This window comes from Qipengyuania qiaonensis, assembly GCF_019711515.1.
In the GTDB taxonomy this organism is placed as follows: domain Bacteria; phylum Pseudomonadota; class Alphaproteobacteria; order Sphingomonadales; family Sphingomonadaceae; genus Qipengyuania; species Qipengyuania qiaonensis.
The window spans coordinates 197,354-215,917 of the sequence record NZ_JAIGNO010000001.1 but is presented as its reverse complement, the minus strand read 5'-3'; the positions used below and the strand labels follow the sequence as shown (position 1 = coordinate 215,917).

Annotated in this window: 19 protein-coding genes; 6 read left to right on the top strand and 13 right to left on the bottom strand. The window is 63.1% G+C overall.

What is annotated here, in order from left to right; translation table 11 throughout:
* The first annotated feature begins 65 nt into the window (after nt 1-65).
* Nucleotides 66-920, top strand: a complete 855-nt coding sequence (gene ypfJ / locus K3174_RS01060; RefSeq protein ID WP_221554981.1) for a KPN_02809 family neutral zinc metallopeptidase — start codon at nt 66-68, stop codon at nt 918-920.
* Between the two features lie 100 nt (nt 921-1,020).
* On the opposite strand, the gene K3174_RS01055 is transcribed toward ypfJ, so the two are convergent.
* Both K3174_RS01055 and K3174_RS01050 read right to left on the bottom strand, forming a co-directional pair.
* The gene (locus K3174_RS01055) at nt 1,021-2,736 is read right to left on the bottom strand and encodes a M56 family metallopeptidase (protein WP_221554980.1); all 1,716 of its coding nucleotides are present in this window, start codon (nt 2,734-2,736) and stop codon (nt 1,021-1,023) included.
* On the bottom strand, nt 2,733-3,122 hold the full coding sequence (locus K3174_RS01050; protein ID WP_221554979.1) for a BlaI/MecI/CopY family transcriptional regulator: 390 nt from the start codon (nt 3,120-3,122) through the stop codon (nt 2,733-2,735). Before K3174_RS01050 ends, K3174_RS01055 begins: the two co-directional genes overlap by 4 nt.
* Before the next feature lie 131 nt (nt 3,123-3,253).
* Here K3174_RS01050 and K3174_RS01045 point away from each other — a divergent pair, with 131 nt between their 5' ends.
* Nucleotides 3,254-3,907, top strand: coding sequence for a peptidylprolyl isomerase (locus K3174_RS01045; protein WP_221554978.1), 654 nt, complete (start codon nt 3,254-3,256; stop codon nt 3,905-3,907).
* Here the strand turns inward: K3174_RS01045 and K3174_RS01040 are convergent.
* From K3174_RS01040 to sdhC, 5 genes are read right to left on the bottom strand one after another with little or no spacing between them, the layout of a single operon-like run.
* A complete protein-coding gene (locus K3174_RS01040) occupies nt 3,904-4,779 on the bottom strand; it encodes a glycoside hydrolase (protein ID WP_345719555.1) in 876 nt (291 codons plus the stop codon). The two genes, K3174_RS01045 and K3174_RS01040, sit on opposite strands and share 4 nt — an antisense overlap.
* On the bottom strand, nt 4,776-5,636 hold the full coding sequence (locus K3174_RS01035) for an amidohydrolase family protein (protein ID WP_247711800.1): 861 nt from the start codon (nt 5,634-5,636) through the stop codon (nt 4,776-4,778). The genes K3174_RS01040 and K3174_RS01035 overlap by 4 nt, the downstream gene beginning before the upstream one ends.
* A 10-nt stretch (nt 5,637-5,646) precedes the next feature.
* The gene (sdhA, locus tag K3174_RS01030; protein ID WP_221554977.1) at nt 5,647-7,476 is read right to left on the bottom strand and encodes a succinate dehydrogenase flavoprotein subunit; all 1,830 of its coding nucleotides are present in this window, start codon (nt 7,474-7,476) and stop codon (nt 5,647-5,649) included.
* On the bottom strand, nt 7,476-7,862 hold the full coding sequence (gene sdhD / locus K3174_RS01025) for a succinate dehydrogenase, hydrophobic membrane anchor protein (protein WP_221554976.1): 387 nt from the start codon (nt 7,860-7,862) through the stop codon (nt 7,476-7,478). The genes sdhA and sdhD overlap by 1 nt, the downstream gene beginning before the upstream one ends.
* 12 nt (nt 7,863-7,874) lie before the next feature.
* Nucleotides 7,875-8,255 carry a succinate dehydrogenase, cytochrome b556 subunit gene (gene sdhC / locus K3174_RS01020; RefSeq protein WP_221554975.1) on the bottom strand — a complete coding sequence of 127 codons (381 nt, stop codon included), beginning with the start codon at nt 8,253-8,255 and terminating at the stop codon, nt 7,875-7,877.
* Between the two features lie 217 nt (nt 8,256-8,472).
* Here sdhC and K3174_RS01015 point away from each other — a divergent pair, with 217 nt between their 5' ends.
* From K3174_RS01015 to K3174_RS01000, 4 genes are read left to right on the top strand one after another with little or no spacing between them, the layout of a single operon-like run.
* Nucleotides 8,473-9,183: an SDR family NAD(P)-dependent oxidoreductase gene (locus K3174_RS01015; protein ID WP_221554974.1), complete on the top strand. Its 711-nt coding sequence runs from the start codon at nt 8,473-8,475 to the stop codon at nt 9,181-9,183.
* A complete protein-coding gene (gene bla, locus K3174_RS01010; RefSeq protein WP_221554973.1) occupies nt 9,173-10,081 on the top strand; it encodes a subclass B3 metallo-beta-lactamase in 909 nt (302 codons plus the stop codon). The genes K3174_RS01015 and bla overlap by 11 nt, the downstream gene beginning before the upstream one ends.
* Nucleotides 10,074-10,979 carry a 50S ribosomal protein L11 methyltransferase gene (locus K3174_RS01005; protein ID WP_221554972.1) on the top strand — a complete coding sequence of 302 codons (906 nt, stop codon included), beginning with the start codon at nt 10,074-10,076 and terminating at the stop codon, nt 10,977-10,979. Before bla ends, K3174_RS01005 begins: the two co-directional genes overlap by 8 nt.
* Nucleotides 10,976-11,644: a TIGR02117 family protein gene (locus tag K3174_RS01000; RefSeq protein WP_247711799.1), complete on the top strand. Its 669-nt coding sequence runs from the start codon at nt 10,976-10,978 to the stop codon at nt 11,642-11,644. The genes K3174_RS01005 and K3174_RS01000 overlap by 4 nt, the downstream gene beginning before the upstream one ends.
* A 39-nt stretch (nt 11,645-11,683) precedes the next feature.
* On the opposite strand, the gene K3174_RS00995 is transcribed toward K3174_RS01000, so the two are convergent.
* The 6 genes from K3174_RS00995 to recN form a co-directional block, all read right to left on the bottom strand.
* The gene (locus K3174_RS00995) at nt 11,684-13,153 is read right to left on the bottom strand and encodes an FAD-binding protein (protein ID WP_221554971.1); all 1,470 of its coding nucleotides are present in this window, start codon (nt 13,151-13,153) and stop codon (nt 11,684-11,686) included.
* An 82-nt stretch (nt 13,154-13,235) separates the two neighbouring features.
* Entirely contained in the window at nt 13,236-13,733 is a 498-nt protein-coding gene (locus K3174_RS00990; protein WP_221554970.1) for a CinA family protein, read from the bottom strand.
* A complete protein-coding gene (locus K3174_RS00985; protein WP_221554969.1) occupies nt 13,730-14,245 on the bottom strand; it encodes a hypothetical protein in 516 nt (171 codons plus the stop codon). Before K3174_RS00985 ends, K3174_RS00990 begins: the two co-directional genes overlap by 4 nt.
* 71 nt (nt 14,246-14,316) lie before the next feature.
* Nucleotides 14,317-16,425 (bottom strand): NAD-dependent DNA ligase LigA, encoded by a 2,109-nt coding sequence (gene ligA, locus K3174_RS00980; protein WP_221554968.1) that lies wholly within the window; start codon nt 16,423-16,425, stop codon nt 14,317-14,319.
* On the bottom strand, nt 16,425-16,889 hold the full coding sequence (locus K3174_RS00975) for an endonuclease domain-containing protein (protein ID WP_221555385.1): 465 nt from the start codon (nt 16,887-16,889) through the stop codon (nt 16,425-16,427). Before K3174_RS00975 ends, ligA begins: the two co-directional genes overlap by 1 nt.
* Before the next feature lie 2 nt (nt 16,890-16,891).
* Nucleotides 16,892-18,556, bottom strand: coding sequence for a DNA repair protein RecN (recN, locus tag K3174_RS00970; protein WP_221554967.1), 1,665 nt, complete (start codon nt 18,554-18,556; stop codon nt 16,892-16,894).
* Nucleotides 18,557-18,564: the final 8 nt, after the last annotated feature.

Here is an 18,564-nt window from a genome sequence, read left to right as displayed (position 1 = left end):
CATATCGATATCGGCCATTACGCACATACCAGGCGCTGTAAAGCAGGCAGGCAAAGGGGGAGCGGATGCGGCTCAATCCATTCGATACCGGCAACATCAACGTGCGGTCGAGCGGCGGAGGCATGCCGGGCGGCAAGGCCGGCGGGATCGGTTGCGGCACCATCGTGATCGCTGCGCTGGGCTATTTCGTCTTCGGTCTCGACCCGATGCAAACCGCTGGCATGGTCGAGAGCGTGCAGCAGGGGCAGCCGCAGGCCGGCCCGGCCAATACCAACGAACAGGAAGTATGCACCAGCAGCGCATATGCGACCGAGGCCTGCAATGCGCTGACCTCGCTCAATGCGACGTGGGCGCGGAGCTTTCAGGAACAAGGCTACGGCGATCGGTTCGCACAGCCGACACTCGACCTGTATGGCGGCGGCGGTGTCAACACGGCCTGCGGGGCGGGCAGTTCGGCGATGGGACCGTTCTACTGTCCCGCCGACCAGACAATCTATATCGATACCAGTTTCTACGACACGCTGGAACGTCAATTGGGTGCCGGAGGCGATTTTGCGCGCTATTACGTCATGGCCCACGAATACGGGCACCATATCCAGACGATCACCGGCATATCGCAGCAGATCCGCAGCGCACAGCAGCAAAATCCGCGCAGCGCGAACCGGTTGCAGGTGCTGATGGAACTGCAGGCCGACTGCTATGCCGGCGTCTGGGCGGGCAAGAACCGCAACCTGATCGAACCCGGCGATATCGAAGAGGGCATGAACGCGGCGGCCGCGATCGGCGACGATCGGTTGACGGGCGGGCGCGTTTCTTCCGAAAACTTTACCCACGGCACCAGCAAGCAGCGCAGCGATGCCCTGCGTTTAGGTCTGCAAGGCGACGACCGAGCGTGCGACCGGATCACCGCAGTGGGCTAGACGTCCGAATTCACAAGAAGGATAAGGCGGCGCACTCGCCTGGCCAAACCCTTCGGATTCTTCGTTCTGCTATTTGACCTGGGAGCCCGCGACCGGTCGGTCAGCTCCGCAGCTCGCTCTTCAGCTCGCGAATTTCCGCATCGAGGTCGCGCAGGATTTCGATGCGTATTTCGTCCGACATCCGTCCATTGCCCTCGATCCCGTCACGGGCACGTTGGAGCGCTTTGAGAGCGATGCGATCGCCTGCCGTGTCGCAGACATACATCGTGACCTTGCCATTCTTTTCAATCGAGGTGACCGGGCTGTCCGGGTAGCGGCAATCCTCGACCACTTCGGGAACATTGGCCATCGCCGCCGCGACCGATTCCGCGATCACTGCGCCCATATCCTCGTCCCAGCCGGAGCCGGCATAGGCGTGTGACTTGGTCGCCGATGCCTTGGCCTTGGCTTGCTCGACGCGACCTTCGGCCCAATGGATACGGCCGTCCGCCCATTGCTGGCGGCCGCGGGCGTACTGAATGCGGCCTTCGGCCCATTGCTTGCGTCCCTCGGCATACATTTCGTCATGCCGCTGGCGCATCTCCATCGCCCGCTCACGGTCCTCTTCCGCCAGCTCGCGCTGTATTTCGGCTTGCTCGCGTTGCTGCTCGACGCGGTCTTCTATCGTCTCGGCCATGACGTCCGGATCGGAGAAGGCGAGACCGGCGGGCTCCGCGAGCGGCTCGGCATCGACAACGGCCCAGTGGTCCGTTTCGGGATCCATGACCGGCGAGGCGACTTCGCTGAATTCGGGCAGATCGGTGGCCAAAGCGGGCGAACCAACGCCGTAGCACACGCTGGCCGTCATCGGCAGGGCCAGCGCGGCAGCGGCCACGGCACCGCGCGCGGCGATACGGCGACGGCGGGAATCGTCCGTCATCGGCAAGCTCCTCAACCGATGGATGATCGATTTGTCGCCAAGTACCGGGCACGCCATCGGAGCTGCCAGGGCTGGCCGCGGTGCGAATTGCGGGCGACGGGCGAAATCGGCGATAACCGCGGCGTATACGGCACGCTCGTCGCGGGTGCGGCTGGCGACCACGCGGGCGTCGCAGGCCGCTTCCTGATCGCGGCGCATGGCTGTCCAGCCCATCCATCCCAGCGGATTGAACCAGTGCACCGCGAATAGCGGCTGGATCAGCACGTTGACGAGGATATCGTGCCCGCGGTGATGCTCGAGTTCATGTGCGATGGCGAGATCGCGCACCTGCCGTTCGCGGCTGATCATGAAACCTTCGGGCAAGGCAATGACCTTGTCGAACACGCCAAAAGCCATGGGGCCGGATATTGCGGGTGTTTCGATCAGGCGAATACGCCCGACCTCGCCCACCGGCCGCGCATCTTCGAGCAGTTCGCGGCGCAATTCGCCGTAGAGCCAGAAGCGGCGGATGATGAAGATCGCCGCGCCACCCAGCCACAGGATCACCAGCGGAGCGACGAAATCGATCGGCGATTCGACCGGCATCGGCGTAACCGGAGTGACGATATCGGCATAGGAGAAACCGGCATCGGCGGCCGGCACCGGCGGCTGGCCGGCTGCGACGGGTTCGGCCGCTGCACTGCTCTCGAACGATGCGGGCCTCATCCATGCCGGAAGCGTTACGGGCGGAAAAAGCAATCGCGCCAATGGTAGGAACCACAACGCGTAAGCCGCACCCGCGCCGAGATGTTTCGCCACGGGGCGGCGCAGCACCAATACAAGGCCGATCAAGGCGCCGGTCCACACCAGCGTATCGAACAGGAACCAGTCCCAATATTCTCGAATAAGCTCGGTCATTTGCGCATCTCCCTCAAGAGCGCTTCGATTTCAGCGAGATCGTCATCGGTCAGCGCTTCGCTCTCCGCAAGTTGCGCGAAAAGCGGGGCTGCCCGCCCGCCGAACAGCCGATCGACCAGGCGGCGGCTTTCGACCCCGACATAGTCCGAACGTTCGATCAATGGGCGATAAAGGAATTTGCGGCCATCCGGCTCCGTGCCCACGACCTCTTTCTGCACAAGGCGGCTGAGGAGGGTTTTCACGGTGGCGATCGACCAATCACGCTCGGCGCAGATGGCTTCGCATACATCCGATGCAGAGATGGGGTTCGTATCCCACAGCACTTCCATTACTGCATGCTCGGCTTCGCTGATCCGCTCGCCACGGTTCTGGTTGCGCTGGGACATATCCACCTCATCGATGCGTAATTCTTCGATTACGTCTGTAGCCGAAGCGATTACGCCTGTAAACCTGAAGGCTGGATGAATTTTCCGGAAAGGCGCTTGCTTATCGACCAACGTCATATCAGGATGGATCAATGACACGGCTTCTTGCTGCGCTGGCACCGCTCGCCCTTATCGTTCATCCGGTGTCGGCGCAGGACGCGGAACCAGCACCGGAACCGGCCGCAGCTACGCAGTTGGTGGTGATCGAGACGACGATGGGCGACATCACAGTCTCCATCGAAACCGAACGCGCCCCGGTTACGGCAGCCAATTTCCTGCGCTATGTCGATGAAGACCGCTTCGACGGGACGAAGTTCTACCGCGCCATGCATCTCGACTGGGGCGAGCCGCCCAACGGATTGCTGCAGGGCGGCACGCAGATGGACCCCGAGCGTGTGCTCGACCCGATCGCGCATGAACCGACCACGCAGACGGGCCTCAGCCATACCGACGGAGCGCTGTCGATGGCGCGCTACGATCCGGGCACTGCGACGGGCGATTTTTCGATCATGATCAAGGATCAGACGGGTCTCGACGCCAATCCGGCCTCACCCGATCCCGATCTGCAGCTCGGCTTTGCGGTGTTCGGATACGTCGTCGATGGAATGGATGTGGTCAACGCCATTCATGCCTTGCCGCCCGATCCCGACAAGGGCGAAGGCTGGATGAAGGGCCAATTGCTCGCCGAGCCTGCAACGATCGTCGACATGCGGCGCGTCGAGGCAGCGCCTGCGGGAGCCGACTAGCAGACCTCGGCAGTATTCTCCGGCGGCGGTCCCGGCGGAACGCGCGCGGGGTGCATATGGAACGGGTCCGACTTCAGCTTGTGGCTGTCGCCATAGGCTCGGGCAAGGACGGCATAGAGCTGCGGGTCGTACTCGGCCAAATCGGCATGATTGAGTATCCGCCGCCCATCGAACGCCTGCAACCGATTGGAATCGAACCAGAACTGGGTCCCTTCAGCCCAGTATTCCTGCATGGTTGTCGTGGTGTACTCCTCGAACCACAGATCGTTCGCCAGCGCATGGGCATAGGCGGCCTCGACTTGCGCGTAGAGCGCAGGATCCGTCCCTTCGATGGCGAACAGCACATTGTGCGCGAACTCGTGGACGAAAATGGTTTCTCCGAAATAGCGGCTGACGGGCAGGCCTAGCACGTCCTCCTCCGATCCGACCATCCGCTCTCCCCCGATGCCGCGGGCGCGCTCGTCCCAATATTCGCGGTCGGTCTTCGCGCCGATCCGCTCGTCGTAATGCTTGAGTTCGCAGCGGGTCAGCCGCGGATCGTCGCGCCCCGGCTTGGTCCATCCGGCATTCTCGGGCAGGTCCAACAAAGCCTCGTCGCGCGCAATGAGCGCGATGCGGTAATCGTTGGCGACCAGCCAGGCGGCAAGATCCGGGCGGTGAGCGATCATCCCGCGCACCATGTCGCGCGCGGCGAACAGCGCCTCGTCCGGCACCCGGGATGACGATACGATCGGGATGCCGCTGGCCGAGACATGTTTGGAATAGAAGAGGTCCAACGCCAGCGATCCGGGTGGTCGCCCAACGTTGGCACAAGCAGCCACCGCAAGCGCACAAGCGACCACGGGCGCTCCGAGCCGGAGCCGGTAGCTCACTCGAGACCGAAGAGACGCTGGGCGTTTCCGTAGAGAATCTTTTGCTTCTCTTCTTCCGTCAGACCCAGCTTTTCGAAAGCCTCGAGCGTCGATCCCCACGAAAACTGCGGGAAATCCGATCCCAGCAGGACGTGATCGATCCCGACATTGCGGATCGTCCATACGAATTCCTCGGCCAACGGAGATTCGGGGATCAGCGTGACGATCGCCGAGATGTCGAAGTTGATGTTCTCGCCGAACAGCCCTTCCGCCGTCCGCGCCATTGGTAGCAAGTTCCAGAACCGGAAGCCTAGCGCACCCATATGCGCAAACACGAAGGTGGTGTCCGGGCAGGCGAGCGCGAGATTGAAAAGCTTGACGTTGTCGTCGGGCACGATCCCGGCATTGTCGAACAGCACGGTCACGTCCAGCTCGCCCGCGCGCCTGACCAGATTCTCCACCCGCGGATCGGACGCATCGAAGCCCTGCGTATGCGGATGGAGCTTGAGTACCCTTATGCCAAGCCCGGCGATGCGCTCAAGCTCCACAATGCCTTGTTCGCCATCGTAAGGATGAACCGTGCCGATCGGCAAGACGCGGGAATCCTGCCGCGCCAGTGTCAGCACATGATCGTTTCCCCGCCGGATGGCATCCAGATCGCCCTCGCGCGCCTGATTGGGCCCGCCGAACCACATCGCACCGAATGCCGTGACGGGAACGCCATCCTCGGCATTCTGCTCGTCGTATGCAGCCACCGATTGCCCACCATGGTGGAGGTGGACATGCATATCGAAAACCTTGTCCTGCGCCGCGACCGGGACTGGCGAAAGCAGCAGTGCGCCGAAAAGCAGACCAAACATCTCCGATCTGTTCGGCATGGAACGGTCCCTAGTAGACCCGCTTCTTCGGCTCGATATACTTCACGTCGTCGGTCAACGTGTATTCGTGAACCGGGCGGTAGTCGATCTTCACACCGCCGCCATTGCCGCCCCAGCCGTCGAACCAGGCAATGGTGTGCTTCATCCATTCGGCATCGTTACGGTCGGGATAATCCTCGTGTGCGTGGGCACCGCGGCTTTCCTTGCGATTCTCGGCACTTGCGATGGTGACATTGGCCTGCGCCATGAGATTGTCGAGCTCGAGCGTTTCGATCAGGTCGCTGTTCCAGATCAGCGATCGGTCGTGAACCTTCACGTCCTCCATCCGCTTGTTGATCGCCTTCAGTTCCTCCACGCCCTCGGCCAGCAGCTTGCTGTCGCGGAATACGGCAGCGTGGCGGGTCATCGATTTCTGCATATCGGCGCGCAGCTTCGCCGTCGGCGTCTCGCCATCGGCATAACGGAAATGGTCGAGCCGGGTCAGTGAAAGGTCGGCGCTGTCCGCAGGCAGCTCGCCATGGCTGGTACCCGGCTTGATCAGTTCCTTGAGGCGGTGGCCGGTCGCGCGGCCGAACACCACGAGGTCGATCAGCGAGTTCGAACCGAGGCGGTTGGCACCGTGGACCGAAACACACGCCGCTTCGCCTACCGCGAAGAGGCCGGGGACGATCTTTTCCGGATCGCTCGCGTCGCCGGCCATGACTTCGCCGTGGAAGTTACAGGGAATGCCGCCCATATTGTAGTGGACGGTCGGAGTGACCGGCAGCGGTTCGCGCGTCAGGTCGACACCGGCGAAGATCTTGCCGCTTTCGGTGATGCCCGGCAGGCGCTGGGCCAGCACGTTCGGGTCGATATGATCGAGGTGCAGGAAAATGTGGTCTTTTTCCGGACCCACACCGCGGCCTTCGCGCATCTCAAGCGCCATCGAACGCGAGACGACGTCGCGGCTGGCAAGGTCTTTCGCAGAAGGCGCGTAGCGTTCCATGAAACGCTCACCTTCGGAATTGGTCAGATAGCCGCCCTCGCCGCGCGCACCTTCGGTGATGAGCACGCCCGCACCGTAAATGCCGGTCGGATGGAACTGGACGAATTCCATGTCCTGCAGCGGCAGGCCTGCACGCAGCACCATGCCGCCGCCGTCGCCAGTGCAAGTGTGCGCGCTGGTGGCGGTGAAGTAGCAACGGCCATAGCCGCCCGTCGCCAGCACCACCGCCTTCGAACGGAAACGGTGGATCGTCCCGTCATCGAGGCACATGGCGATCACGCCCACGCACGCACCGTCCTTCATGATCAGGTCGAGCGCAAAATATTCGATGAAGAAGTCGGCGTCGTATTTCAGGCTCTGCTGGTAGAGCGCGTGCAGCATGGCGTGGCCGGTCCGGTCGGCAGCGGCGCAGGTGCGCTGGACCGGCGGGCCTTCGCCCATATTCTGCATATGGCCACCAAAGGGACGCTGGTAGATCGTGCCGTCATCATTGCGGCTGAACGGCACGCCGGCATGTTCCAGCTCATAAACGGCCTGCGGGGCTTCGCGCACCATATATTCGATGGCGTCCTGATCGCCGAGCCAGTCGGAGCCCTTGACCGTATCGTACATATGCCACTGCCAGTGATCGGGCGTGTTGTTGCCCAGGCTGGCGGCGATGCCGCCCTGCGCGGCGACGGTATGCGAACGGGTCGGAAAAACCTTGGTGATATTGGCGGTCTTCAGGCCGCTTTCGGCGGCGCCCATGGTCGCGCGCAGGCCGGAACCGCCTGCGCCTACGACCACCACGTCATAGGTATGGTCGGTGATCGGATAGCTGCGGCCACCGATTTCGAAAGTCGGGTTGAAAGCCATCAGGCGGCTCCTCCAAGGGCGAGGCGGGCGATCGAAACGATCCCGAATGCACCGCCGCCGATGGTTGCAAGATTGAGAAGGGTGAGGACGCCGAATTTGGTTCCGGCATCGTGGACATAGTCTTCGACCAGCACCTGCAGGCCGAGGCGGGCATGCCAGAAGACCGAGATGACGAGCAGCGCCAGCGCAGTCGCGGGCAGCGTCTGCGAAGCCCAGCCGGTCACGGTGCCAAAGCTGTAATTGGGGAGCAGCGCGAGGCTGATCGCGAGGAACAGCGCGAGCACGACATTGCCGACCGCGGTAAAGCGCTGCAGCAGCCAGTGATGCGCGCCTTCATGCGCCGAACCGAGCCCGCGCACGCGTCCGATGGAGGTTCCGTTACCCATGGGTATAAGCCTTTAACGAAGCAGGATGAGGGCCCAGAAGCCCGCAGTGAGAACGACGCCGAGCAACGGCGACAGGATCGACCAGGTCTTGTTGACACCCAGTTCGTAACCGGCGCCGATATCGAGTACGAAGTGGCGAAGCCCGCTCATCATGTGAGTGAAGAAAGCCCAGGAAAGTCCGACCAGCACAACCAGGCCCAGTGGCGAGCCCATGACCAGCTCGAACGCCGCATAGGCCTCCGGCCCCGCAGCCATCGCACCGAGCCACCACAGCAGTACGCCGAGGCCGACCAGGGCCAGCCCGTCACCGGTCACGCGGTGGAGAATGGAGGTGAACATATGCGGCCCCCATTTCCAGATCTGCAAATGTGGGGAGAGCGGGCGATTGGCCATGATCTTCGTCCGATTGGATAATTTGGAGGCCTTCCCTTAGCGAAGCTGGCGCGCGGTGCAAGGCGTAGCGGGGGCACTTTTCCTTCAATCCTCTCCTTCAATCCTCCATTCCCGCGACGGCGGGAATCCGGATGCCACGCGAAGCGAACAGCGAGCTTGTCGGGCCACGCGCCCGCGCGGGGGTGACGTGGCAAGGGAGAGGCGGTAACCGGCTCCCATGACTACCATTCTCCTCACCGGTTCGAGCCGCGGGATCGGCGCGGCAGCCAAGTCCGCGCTCGAGAAGCGCGGCGCCAATGTCATCGGGCAGGCGACCCACAGCTCTTCGATCGACACCGTCCCGGCCGACTTCTGCGAACCGGGAGCGCCGCACGAATTGTGGGAAGCCGCCCTTGCCCGCGCCGGCGGGCAAATCGACGTGCTGGTCAACAATGCCGGCCTGTTCGACCCCAACCCGATCGAGCGGTCGGACATTGAATGGCTCGACGCATGGGAAGACATCATGCGGATCAACCTCACCGCCGCCGCGCAGCTCAGCCGCTTCGCTGTCAAACACTGGCAGGAGCGCGGCGTGTCCGGCAGGATTGTGCATGTCGCCAGCCGCGCAGGCCACCGCGGGGATTCGCCCGCGCATTGGCACTACGCCGCAAGCAAGGGCGGCATGCTGGCGATGCACAAGACCATCGCGCGCCAGTATGCGCATCAGGGTATCTTGAGCTTCGCAATCACGCCCGGCTTCACCGACACCGCCATGGCAGGCGACTATCTCGAAAGCCGGGGCGGTTCCGGTCTCCTGGCCGATATTCCGCTCGGCCGCGTGGCCGAACCCGAAGAAATCGCACAGGTCATTGCGTTTTGCGCACTCGATGCGCCGCCGAGCATGACGGGCGCCACTCTCGACGCCAATGGAGCCAGCTATGTTCGCTAGAAAATCCGCCGTCTTCGCCGCTGTCACCCTGCTGTCGAGCTGCGCCCCGCCGATCCAGACGCCGGCCTCACTACCCGAACCCGAACAGGTCACGCCTCAGCAATGGGCTGCGACCTGTTCCGAATGGGACGAGTGGGACAAACCCGCCCCGCCCTACCTGATCCACGGCTCGACATATTATGTCGGCACCTGCGGTATCTCGGCGATTCTCGTGGCGGGCGAAGGCGGTCACCTGCTGATCGATACCGGGACGAAAGCGGGCGGGCAGGTCGTGCTCGACAATGTCGGCAAGCTGGGTTTCCGGCCCAACGAGATCGCCAGCATCCTGCACAGCCATGAACATTTCGACCATGTCGGCGGCCATGCCCTGGTCCAACGAGCGAGCGGGGCGCATGTCGTCGCATCGCCCGAATCCGCCGCCGTCCTCCGCACGGGCCAGGACAACGCAGCGGACCCGCAATACGGCATGCACGATCCGATCGAGCCGGTCGCAGTGGATGTCATCGTCGGCAATGGCGAGACCGTTCGCAGCGAGGCCGCAACACTGACGGCGATTGCGACGCCGGGTCATACACCCGGCGCGCTGAGCTGGACATGGAAATCCTGCGACAATTCAGGCCAGTGCGTCGACATCGTCTATGCCGATTCGCTGTCCCCTATCAGCAGCGACACCTATCGTTTTTCCGCCCATCCCGATTACGTCGCCGCCTTCCGTGCAGGACTCCAGCGCCTGCGCGAGGTGGATTGCGATCTGCTGCTGACCCCGCATCCCTCGGCCAGCGAAATGGTCAAGCGCGCGGCAAGCGGTTCGCTGGTCGGCGGTATGACCTGCACTCAATATGCCGATGCCGTAGAAGCACGGCTCGACAGTCGTATCGCGGAGGAAGCGGGTGGCTGACAGCTGGAAGATCGTCGCCGCAGTATCGAAGGACGTCGCCAGGGCGGCGCTGGTGGAGCACGAGAACGCTCTCGACTGGCCGAGCGACTGGGTCGTCACCGGCATGGAAGAGGCCGACCACCGACCGGACGACTGGACTTTCGAAGTCTATCTCGATCGCCGGCCCAAGCCGCGCGATCTGAAGCGCGTCGCTGCACTTTTCGCCGACAAGCAACCTCCATTTACCGTGGAAGCACTGCCCGATACGGACTGGGTGACCGAAAGCCAGAAGGGTGTCGAGCCGATCCGCGCGGGCCGTTTCCACGTGCGCACGCCCGACCACGAAGTGGACCCGGCGATGGTCGATTTCGTCATTCCCGCCAGTCAGGCTTTCGGCACAGGCCAGCACGAAACCACCGCGGCGTGTCTCGCCATGCTCGACCTGATGAAGCGCGAAGGGGTGGTGGCGCGCGACATTGCCGACATCGGTACCGGTACCGGGCTGCTGGCCTTCGCCGCCATGCACCTGTGGCCGCGCGCGCGCGCAACGGCATCGGATATCGACGCGGTCTGTGCAGGCGTGGTGCGTGACAATATGGCGAGCAACGCCATCCCGGAAGGCGGCGATGCGGGTGAACTCACGATGGTCATAGCGGACGGGCTGGACGATGCCCTGCTGCGCCTGCGCGGACCTTACGATCTCTTTGTCGCCAACATTCTGGCCGGGCCGCTGGTCGATCTGGCGCCATCCTTCGCCAACGCGATAACCCCCGGTGGAAACCTTCTGCTCGCCGGATTACTCGAAACGCAGGAAGCGCGCGTGCGCCGTGCCTATCGCGCGCTTGGCTTCCGGCTGTCCCGGCGCCTGATCAATGGCGACTGGTCGATCCTGTGGCTGCGCAAAAGCCGGGTGCGTTGAAACGCGCTGCAAAATGGGCCGCCTGGGCGCTTGCCGTGCCCGCGACATTGATTACGCTGTTCCTGCTCGCCGCGTGGATCGGCAGTGCCATTCCGCGAAACCCGGACTGGATCGAACCCGATCGCGGCGTGGAAATCATGATCGAAACCAACGGCGTCCACACCGCTATCGTCATGCCGCTGGTGTCCCCGATGAAGGATTGGCGGTCCGATTTCCCAACCCACGATCTGCGCGATCCCTACCGTCCTTACACGCATGTTTCGGTCAGCTGGGGCGAACGCGAGGTCTTCCTCAACACGCCGACATGGGGCGACATAACGCTATCCACCATTGCAGGCGCAGTCGTGGGCGGGGACAGCCTGCTGCACGTCGCGCATTACGTCCGCCCGGCACCCGGCGAAGACCTGCGCCCGCTGCTCATAACCGAAGCGCAATATGCCAAGCTCGTTACAACCATCGAGCGGCAGGTTGTAACATCGCAGGGCCGCGAGACCTACCCGGGCTATTTCGGCAATGACGTCTTCTATGACGCGCCCGGCACCTACCACATCGGCAATACCTGCAATCAGTGGACCAGCGACGTGCTGGCCGCGGCCGGAATTCGAACCGGTCTGTGGACGCCGCTGGCGGGAGGTGTGATGCGCTGGGTTCCGGCGGACCGGTAGCTCGCGCAGCTCTGTTCCGAAGTCACACGGCCAGACGGCTCAGACCAGACCCGCATCGACCGCTGCTACGCCGGGCAGCGGGCGTCCCACATCGCACATCGCGCGGACCCGTTCGGAAAACATCAGGTTCCCCTGCGGATAATGGCGGCGATGGATGCGCATCAGCTCGTCGAGATGCGTGCGGCACAGCGCGTTGCAGAAATCCGGCCCCAGCGCGCTCTTGCCGAAATGCGGGCGCGTATCGGGCTCGTACTGCATGACCGACCGCTGAAGCCGTTCGAGCCAGGCATAGTCGCGCGGATCGGCAAACAGATCGATGGCCGCCATGGGCCGGGTGGAATTGGCGGCAAAGATGGGTCCCGCCAGGCCGGGCAGCTCACGCACCGATATGATGCCCTTCAGAAAGAACCCCAGATCGCGCAAAGCGTCGGCTTCGTGCATGATGAACCTGACCACCGCCGGTGCCTTTTCCAGCGGGACGAAAAAGGCGAGATTGTACCCGGTATAGGTCGTCGAGAAGAGGCCGCGCGTAATGCTCGGCGCGCGGTTTTCCTTCAGGCCGGGCTTCGGATCGTAGAGATAGTCGAGATCGTCCGGATCGGTGATCACCCGCTCGCTTTGCTTGAGATCGAGCCAGTCGATCAGGCGCTGCATCGGCCTGCGAAACGACGGCAGAAAACGATCGAACGCATAATATCGCCGCAGGACCCAGGCGGCAATTCTCCCGCCACCCCCCTTCGGCTTGGGATGCGCTACGACGCTATCGGCTTCGTGGCATTCGGCCAGCGCATGCAGCATGATCACGGGATCTTCGGGATCGGTATAGGGCATAACCGCCCAGTTCGCGGCGATCGAGCCCTGCTTGAGTTCGTCGAGCTTCGACAGGCGGCTCATCGAACTGATCGAGATATAGGGCTGGAGCGGCTTGGTCTCCAGCACCAGTTCGACGATCGGGGCGATCGTGCCGAAGGAAAGCGCGACATAGGCGAAGTCGGGATCGCCGCGCTTCAGCGTCACGCGCTGCCCTGCCCCATCGAGGAAGGTCAGCTCGACGATGCTGTCGGCCATGACCCCGCGCGGGCCGTAACCATGCGTTCCCGTAGCCAGTGCACCGATCACCGACTGCTCCATGTAATTGCCCGAATTGTGCAGGCCCCGGCAATGCTTGTCGCGCAGGAACAGCTTGAGTTCGCGGACGGAAACCGACGCGCCGACGCGCACCAGTTCGGTCGCCGGATCGTAGGACAGCGCCGTCAACCCGCCTTCGCGCATCATCATCGCGTTGACGCTGGGGATGACCTGCACGCCGTTATAGGAATGCGATTGTCCGATGCAGCAATAGTGCCCTTCGCCGATCAGTTCGCCCAACAGTGTTTCGTTCTGCGGAATGCACGCCTCGCATTCGGTGCGGAATATGTTGATCCAGGACCGGACCCAGCGCTTGCCATCCTTGCCGATCGCGCGCGCATCGGCACGCTGCTGCCTGTAGCGACGAATTATGCCGATCATGTGCGTTCCCCACCAAGCCCTGTGAACGCATCATAACCTGCCGCTCGCCGGCAGGCGAGGACAGGAACGACATCGCCCACAGTCAGCGGGAAAGGGCATCCTCGAGCGCATGCAACGCCGCGCGGGCGAAGGCTTCCATATTGGCGATACGGTCATCGCTGCCGGTTTCGAGAATGCGCACGCATTCGAAACCATCAGGCCCGACCACCGCCGTGCAACTCCGCCCGGAAGGCGCACCTCCCGGATGGGCCGAGCCGCCGACCGAGCCGCTTTCGGCTATCCCCCACTCGGCACCGAAATTGTCACGGATGGCGCGCGCCTGGAGCAAGGCGTAATCCTCGCTCGCTCCGCGCATACCCTTGTAAGCCTCGCGCGGGAGGGCGATCAGCACGTCCCGGCCACGCAAGGAATAGACCACCCCGCCCCCGACGAAGAAATCGAGCGCGCCCGGCACGGTCAACAGCGAAGCGGCGATCAGCCCGCCCGTCGCGCCGTCGGCCACCGCGATCTTTTCGCCCCGCTCGCGCAGCAATCCGGCGATGCGCAAGGCTTGAGGGTGAATTTCGGTCAATGACTTCATGCCGAGATCATGATCTGAATCTGAGATTCAGTGACGCCAAAATGATTGGCTAAACCGGCCTTTGCCTGAGCAATGGTTAGAGAACCAGTGTTGGAATGCTCTGCAACGTCCAATCGGACAGCAGGGACAGACTTGTACTGAAGTTTATCGAAGTCTATTCCCTTCGAACTCAAAACGGCCTCATCAATGTAGCGGACCGGGTTCCGAGAACCATCCCAAACATCCGAAATGTCCAAAGTCGCGTAGTGTGAAAATTCCACCACGTAGCGCTGCCGACCATTTTCCATTCTCGATGGACGCAGACCTGAAATGCGCCCCACGAGGAACGCGGAGCCACGCTCTCCACGACCCACAACACTACGGCGTTTTTCGGGATCGGGAGTATCGCCTAACGTGCAGACAGCGTACCTCATTGCGGTAACTTTCGCCGGAGTTAGGTTCCAATGACCCGTTCCTCCCAAAGCGAGAATCTCATCCACCGTTTTACTCGTAAATACCATCAGAGCATTCATACGGGTTTCCTTTCGATGAACTGCTAAATATCCCGCATGCTCATAAATGTAAAATAGTTTTTATATAGTTTCTATCGGTAAGCCGCCTTGACGATTTCGGCCCAGCTTGCCTCGTCGACGACTTCGATACCCAGCTCGGCCGCCTTCTTGAGCTTGCTGCCTGCCCCCGGCCCGGCAACGAGCAGGTCGGTCTTCGCGCTGACCGAGCCGCTGGCCTTGGCCCCGAGGCGTTCGGCCTGCGCCTTGGCCTCGTCGCGGCTCATCGTTTCGAGCTTGCCGGTGAATACCACGGTCTTCCCGGTGACGGGACTGTCTTTCGTCTCGACCTCGTAGCGGGGCGGCGAGGTTTCGGAGAGGATATCGTCCCACACCGCCTTGTTGTGGTCTTCGTGGAAGAAATCGCCCAGCGCTTCGACCACCGCGCCGCCGATGCCGTCGATGGAGGTGAGCGCGGCCAGCGCATCCTCGTCGCCGGCATGCGCCTGCTCCGCCACAGCACGCAATTCGGGCAGGTCGTGGAAGTTCTTCATCAGGTCGCGCGCCGTAACCGCGCCGACATGGCGGATACCGAGACCGAACAGCAGCCGCGCCGCATCGGGCGCGCGCCGCGCTTCCACAGAAGCCAACAGGTTATCCACAGAGCGTTCCTTCCACCCGTCGAGCGCGAGAATGGCGTCCCGGCGGTCCTTCAGGCGGAAGATGTCGGCGGGGCTTTCGAGCCATCCGAGAGCGAAGAACTGGTCGATGGTCTTCTCGCCCAGCCCGTCGATGTCCAGCGCACCGCGACTGACGAAATGTTTCAATCTTTCCGTACGTTGTGCCGGACATATAAGACCGCCTGTGCAACGTATATCGACCTCGCCCTCTGCGGCAACGGCTTCGCTGCCGCATTCGGGGCAGGTATCGGGGAAGACGAAGGGTTCGCGGCTCTCCTCGCGGGTCAGGTTTTCCACAAGCTGTGGAATAACGTCGCCCGCGCGCTGCACCACCACGCGGTCGCCCGGGCGCACGCCGAGCCGCGCGATCTCGTCGCGATTATGGAGCGTGACATTGGTTACCGTGACCCCGCCCACCAGTACCGGGGCAAGGCGCCCTACTGGCGTGAGCTTGCCCGTGCGGCCGACCTGGATATCGATGCTTTCCAGCGTCGTTTCGGCGCGCTCGGCAGGAAATTTGTGCGCCAGCGCCCAGCGCGGCGCCTTGGCGACGAAGCCGAGCCGCTGCTGGTAGTCGAGCCGGTCGACCTTGTAGACCACGCCGTCGATTTCATACGGCAACTCAGGGCGTTGCGCCGATATTGTCGAATAATGCGCGAGGATTTCCGCAGCGCTTTCGAAGCGGGCAAACAGCGGCGAGACGGGCACGCCCCATCCTTCGATCTGGCGCACCATTTCCGTTTGCGTCTTGCCGGGTACCGAGGAGGCCGCACCCCAGCCATGCGCCCAGAATTTGAGCGGGCGCTTGGCCGTGACACCCGCATCCTTCTGCCGCAGCGATCCGGCGGCGGCGTTGCGCGGATTGGCGAACTGGCGAACCTTGGACGGATCGAATTCCTCGCGCTTTTCTTCCGCCGCGGCCCTCGCATCCTCCATCAACCGCGTATTGAGAGCGACGAAGTCCGCGCGCGCCATATAGACCTCGCCACGGATCTCGAAGATTTCGGGTGCATCGCCGTCCAACTGCTGCGGGATGTCGGAAATATGCGCGACATTGGGCGTGACATCCTCGCCCACCTGCCCATCGCCGCGCGTCGCCGCGCGCACCAGCCGCCCCTTTTCGTAGCGCAGCGAGCATGACAGGCCGTCGATCTTGTCCTCGGCGGTGAAAGCCAGCGGCGCATCCTCGGCCAGCGACAGGAACCGCCGCACCCGCGCGACCCACTCCTCGACCTCCGCGGCGTTGAAGGCATTGTCGAGGCTCATCATCCGCACCTCGTGCGTCACCTTGGAGAGCGGCGAGGCGGCAACGGCGTGCCCAACATTTTTCGAGGGTGAATCCTCGCGCACGAGATGCGGAAACGCCTCCTCGATCTCCCGGTTGCGCCGCACCAGCGCATCGTATTCCTGATCGGTAATCTCGGGCGTATCCTCGGCATGATACAGCCGGTCATGATGCGCGATCTGCTTCGCCAGCCGCATCAGCTCGTTGGCGGCATCGGCTTCGGTGATTTCGATCGACATCAATAAGCCCCCTCTTCTTCAGAGGAGGGGGTTTGGGGGTGGTGTTTCCGACCGTTCGGCCATCGGTCCGCAGTCTCATCGAGCACGCTTTTCAGCCTTTCCAGAACACCGTGCAGATTGCGCATTACCTGCTCGTTGTTGAAACGCACAGTCGTGAAGCCATGATTCCGCAGCATCGTATCGTCGCGATACTTGTCGGCCTCCCAATCGTGCGTATCGCCATCGATCTCTACAATAAGTCCTTTTGCAGGGCAGAAGAAATCAACGATCCGCTTTCCGATTACAACCTGTCGCCGGAATTTCAGTCCGTTGAAGCGAGAGTGGCGTAGTTCCATCCAAAGCCGGAGTTCGGGTTCGGGCATTTCGCGGCGCATTCGGGAGGCTCGCTTGCGAAGCGTCTCTTGCGAGACGCCACCACCCCCAACCCCCTCCTCTGAAGAAGAGGGGGCTTCCAAGTTCACCATCTTCAAACCCCCTCCAGCAGCCGGTCCGCCTGCGCCCTCGCCTCGGGCGTTACCTCCGCCCCGCTCAGCATGCGCGCGATCTCTTCCTGCCGTCCGGCCTCGTCGAGCAGGACGACGCCGGTCTTGGTGACCGTGCCGTCGGAGCTTTTGGCGATCATGTAATGCGTGCGCCCCCGCGCGGCGACCTGGGGGCTGTGCGTCACGGCGAGCAATTGTCCGTCGGCCGAAAGCCGCGCGAGCCGTTCGCCGATCGCGCTCGCCACTGCCCCGCCCACGCCGCGGTCGATCTCGTCGAAGATCACCGTCGCCGCCCCGCCCTGTTCCGCCAGCGCCACTTTCAGCGCGAGGATGAAGCGCGACAATTCGCCGCCGCTGGCGATCTTGTTCAAGGGCGCGAAATCGGCGCCGGGATTGGTGGCGATGAGGAATTCGACCGCATCCATGCCCGAAACGCCCCATTTCTCCTCGGGCAATTCGGTCACCGCCGTCCGGAAACGCGCCGCATCGAGCTTCAACGGCGCGAGTTCGCGCGCCACCGCCTCGTCCAGCCGCAGCGCCGCCGCAACGCGGTTCGCGTGCAGGGCTTCGGCTTCGGCGCGATAGCGCTGGCCGGCATCCTTCGCCGCCACCTCCAGCGCATCGAGCTGCGCCTCGCCGCCCTCGATGCTTTCCAGGCGGGCCCGCATCTCGCGCATCTTTGCCGGAAGTTCGTCCACCTCGCAGCGATGCTTGCGGGCCAGTGCGCGCAGTTCGAACAGGCGTGTTTCCGCTGCTTCTAGAGCCATCGGGTCGTGTTCCAGCGCCTCGGCAGCGGTCTGCAGCTTGTCTTCCGCCTCGCCCGCTTCGATCACCGCGCGGTCCAGTGCGGCGAGCGCTTCGGCAAGCAGGGGATGTTCGGGGGCAATCCGGTCGAGCCGCCGCGCGGCGACCCGCAGGCTGGCGAGCGGCGAATCCGAACCTTCCCACAGATGCCGCAATTCCTCCAGATCGCCGGAGAGTTTCTCGCCCTTCTGCATGCTCGCGCGCGTTTCGGCCAGCCGCGCCTCTTCGCCCGCCTGCGGTTCGAGCGATGTCAGCTCGGCGAGATGCGCCAACAGCAAATCCTGATCCGCCTTCGCGGTTTCGACCGCCTCGCGCGCTTCGGCCAGCGCTGTTTCCGCCGTGCGCCATCGCGCCCAGCCCGCTGCGGCGCGCTGCGTCTCGCTACCGGCAAAACGATCGAGCAGCGCCCTGTGCCCGCGCGGATTGACGAGCCCGCGATCGTCGTGCTGGCCGTGCAGTTCGACCAGGTGCCCCGCCATCTCGCGCAGCAGGCCGACGCTGACGGACTGATCGTTCACGAAGGCCTTGCTCTTGCCGTCGGCCCTGATCTGGCGCCGCACGATCAGCGGTTCGCCCTCTTCGATTTCGATATCGGCATCTTCGAGCAATTCGGACAGAGCGCGCGGCATCACCTTGAATTCGAAACTTGCCGAAACGCTGGCCTTGTCTTCGCCCCCGCGAACCAGCGCGCTGTCCGCGCGATTGCCCAGCACCAGCCCCAATGCATCGAGCAGGATCGACTTGCCGGCGCCCGTTTCGCCGGTCAACACGCCGAGACCGCGCCCGAAAGTCAGATCGAGCGCTTCGATCAGCACGATATTGCGGATAGAAAGCCGGGTCAGCATGCTTCCTG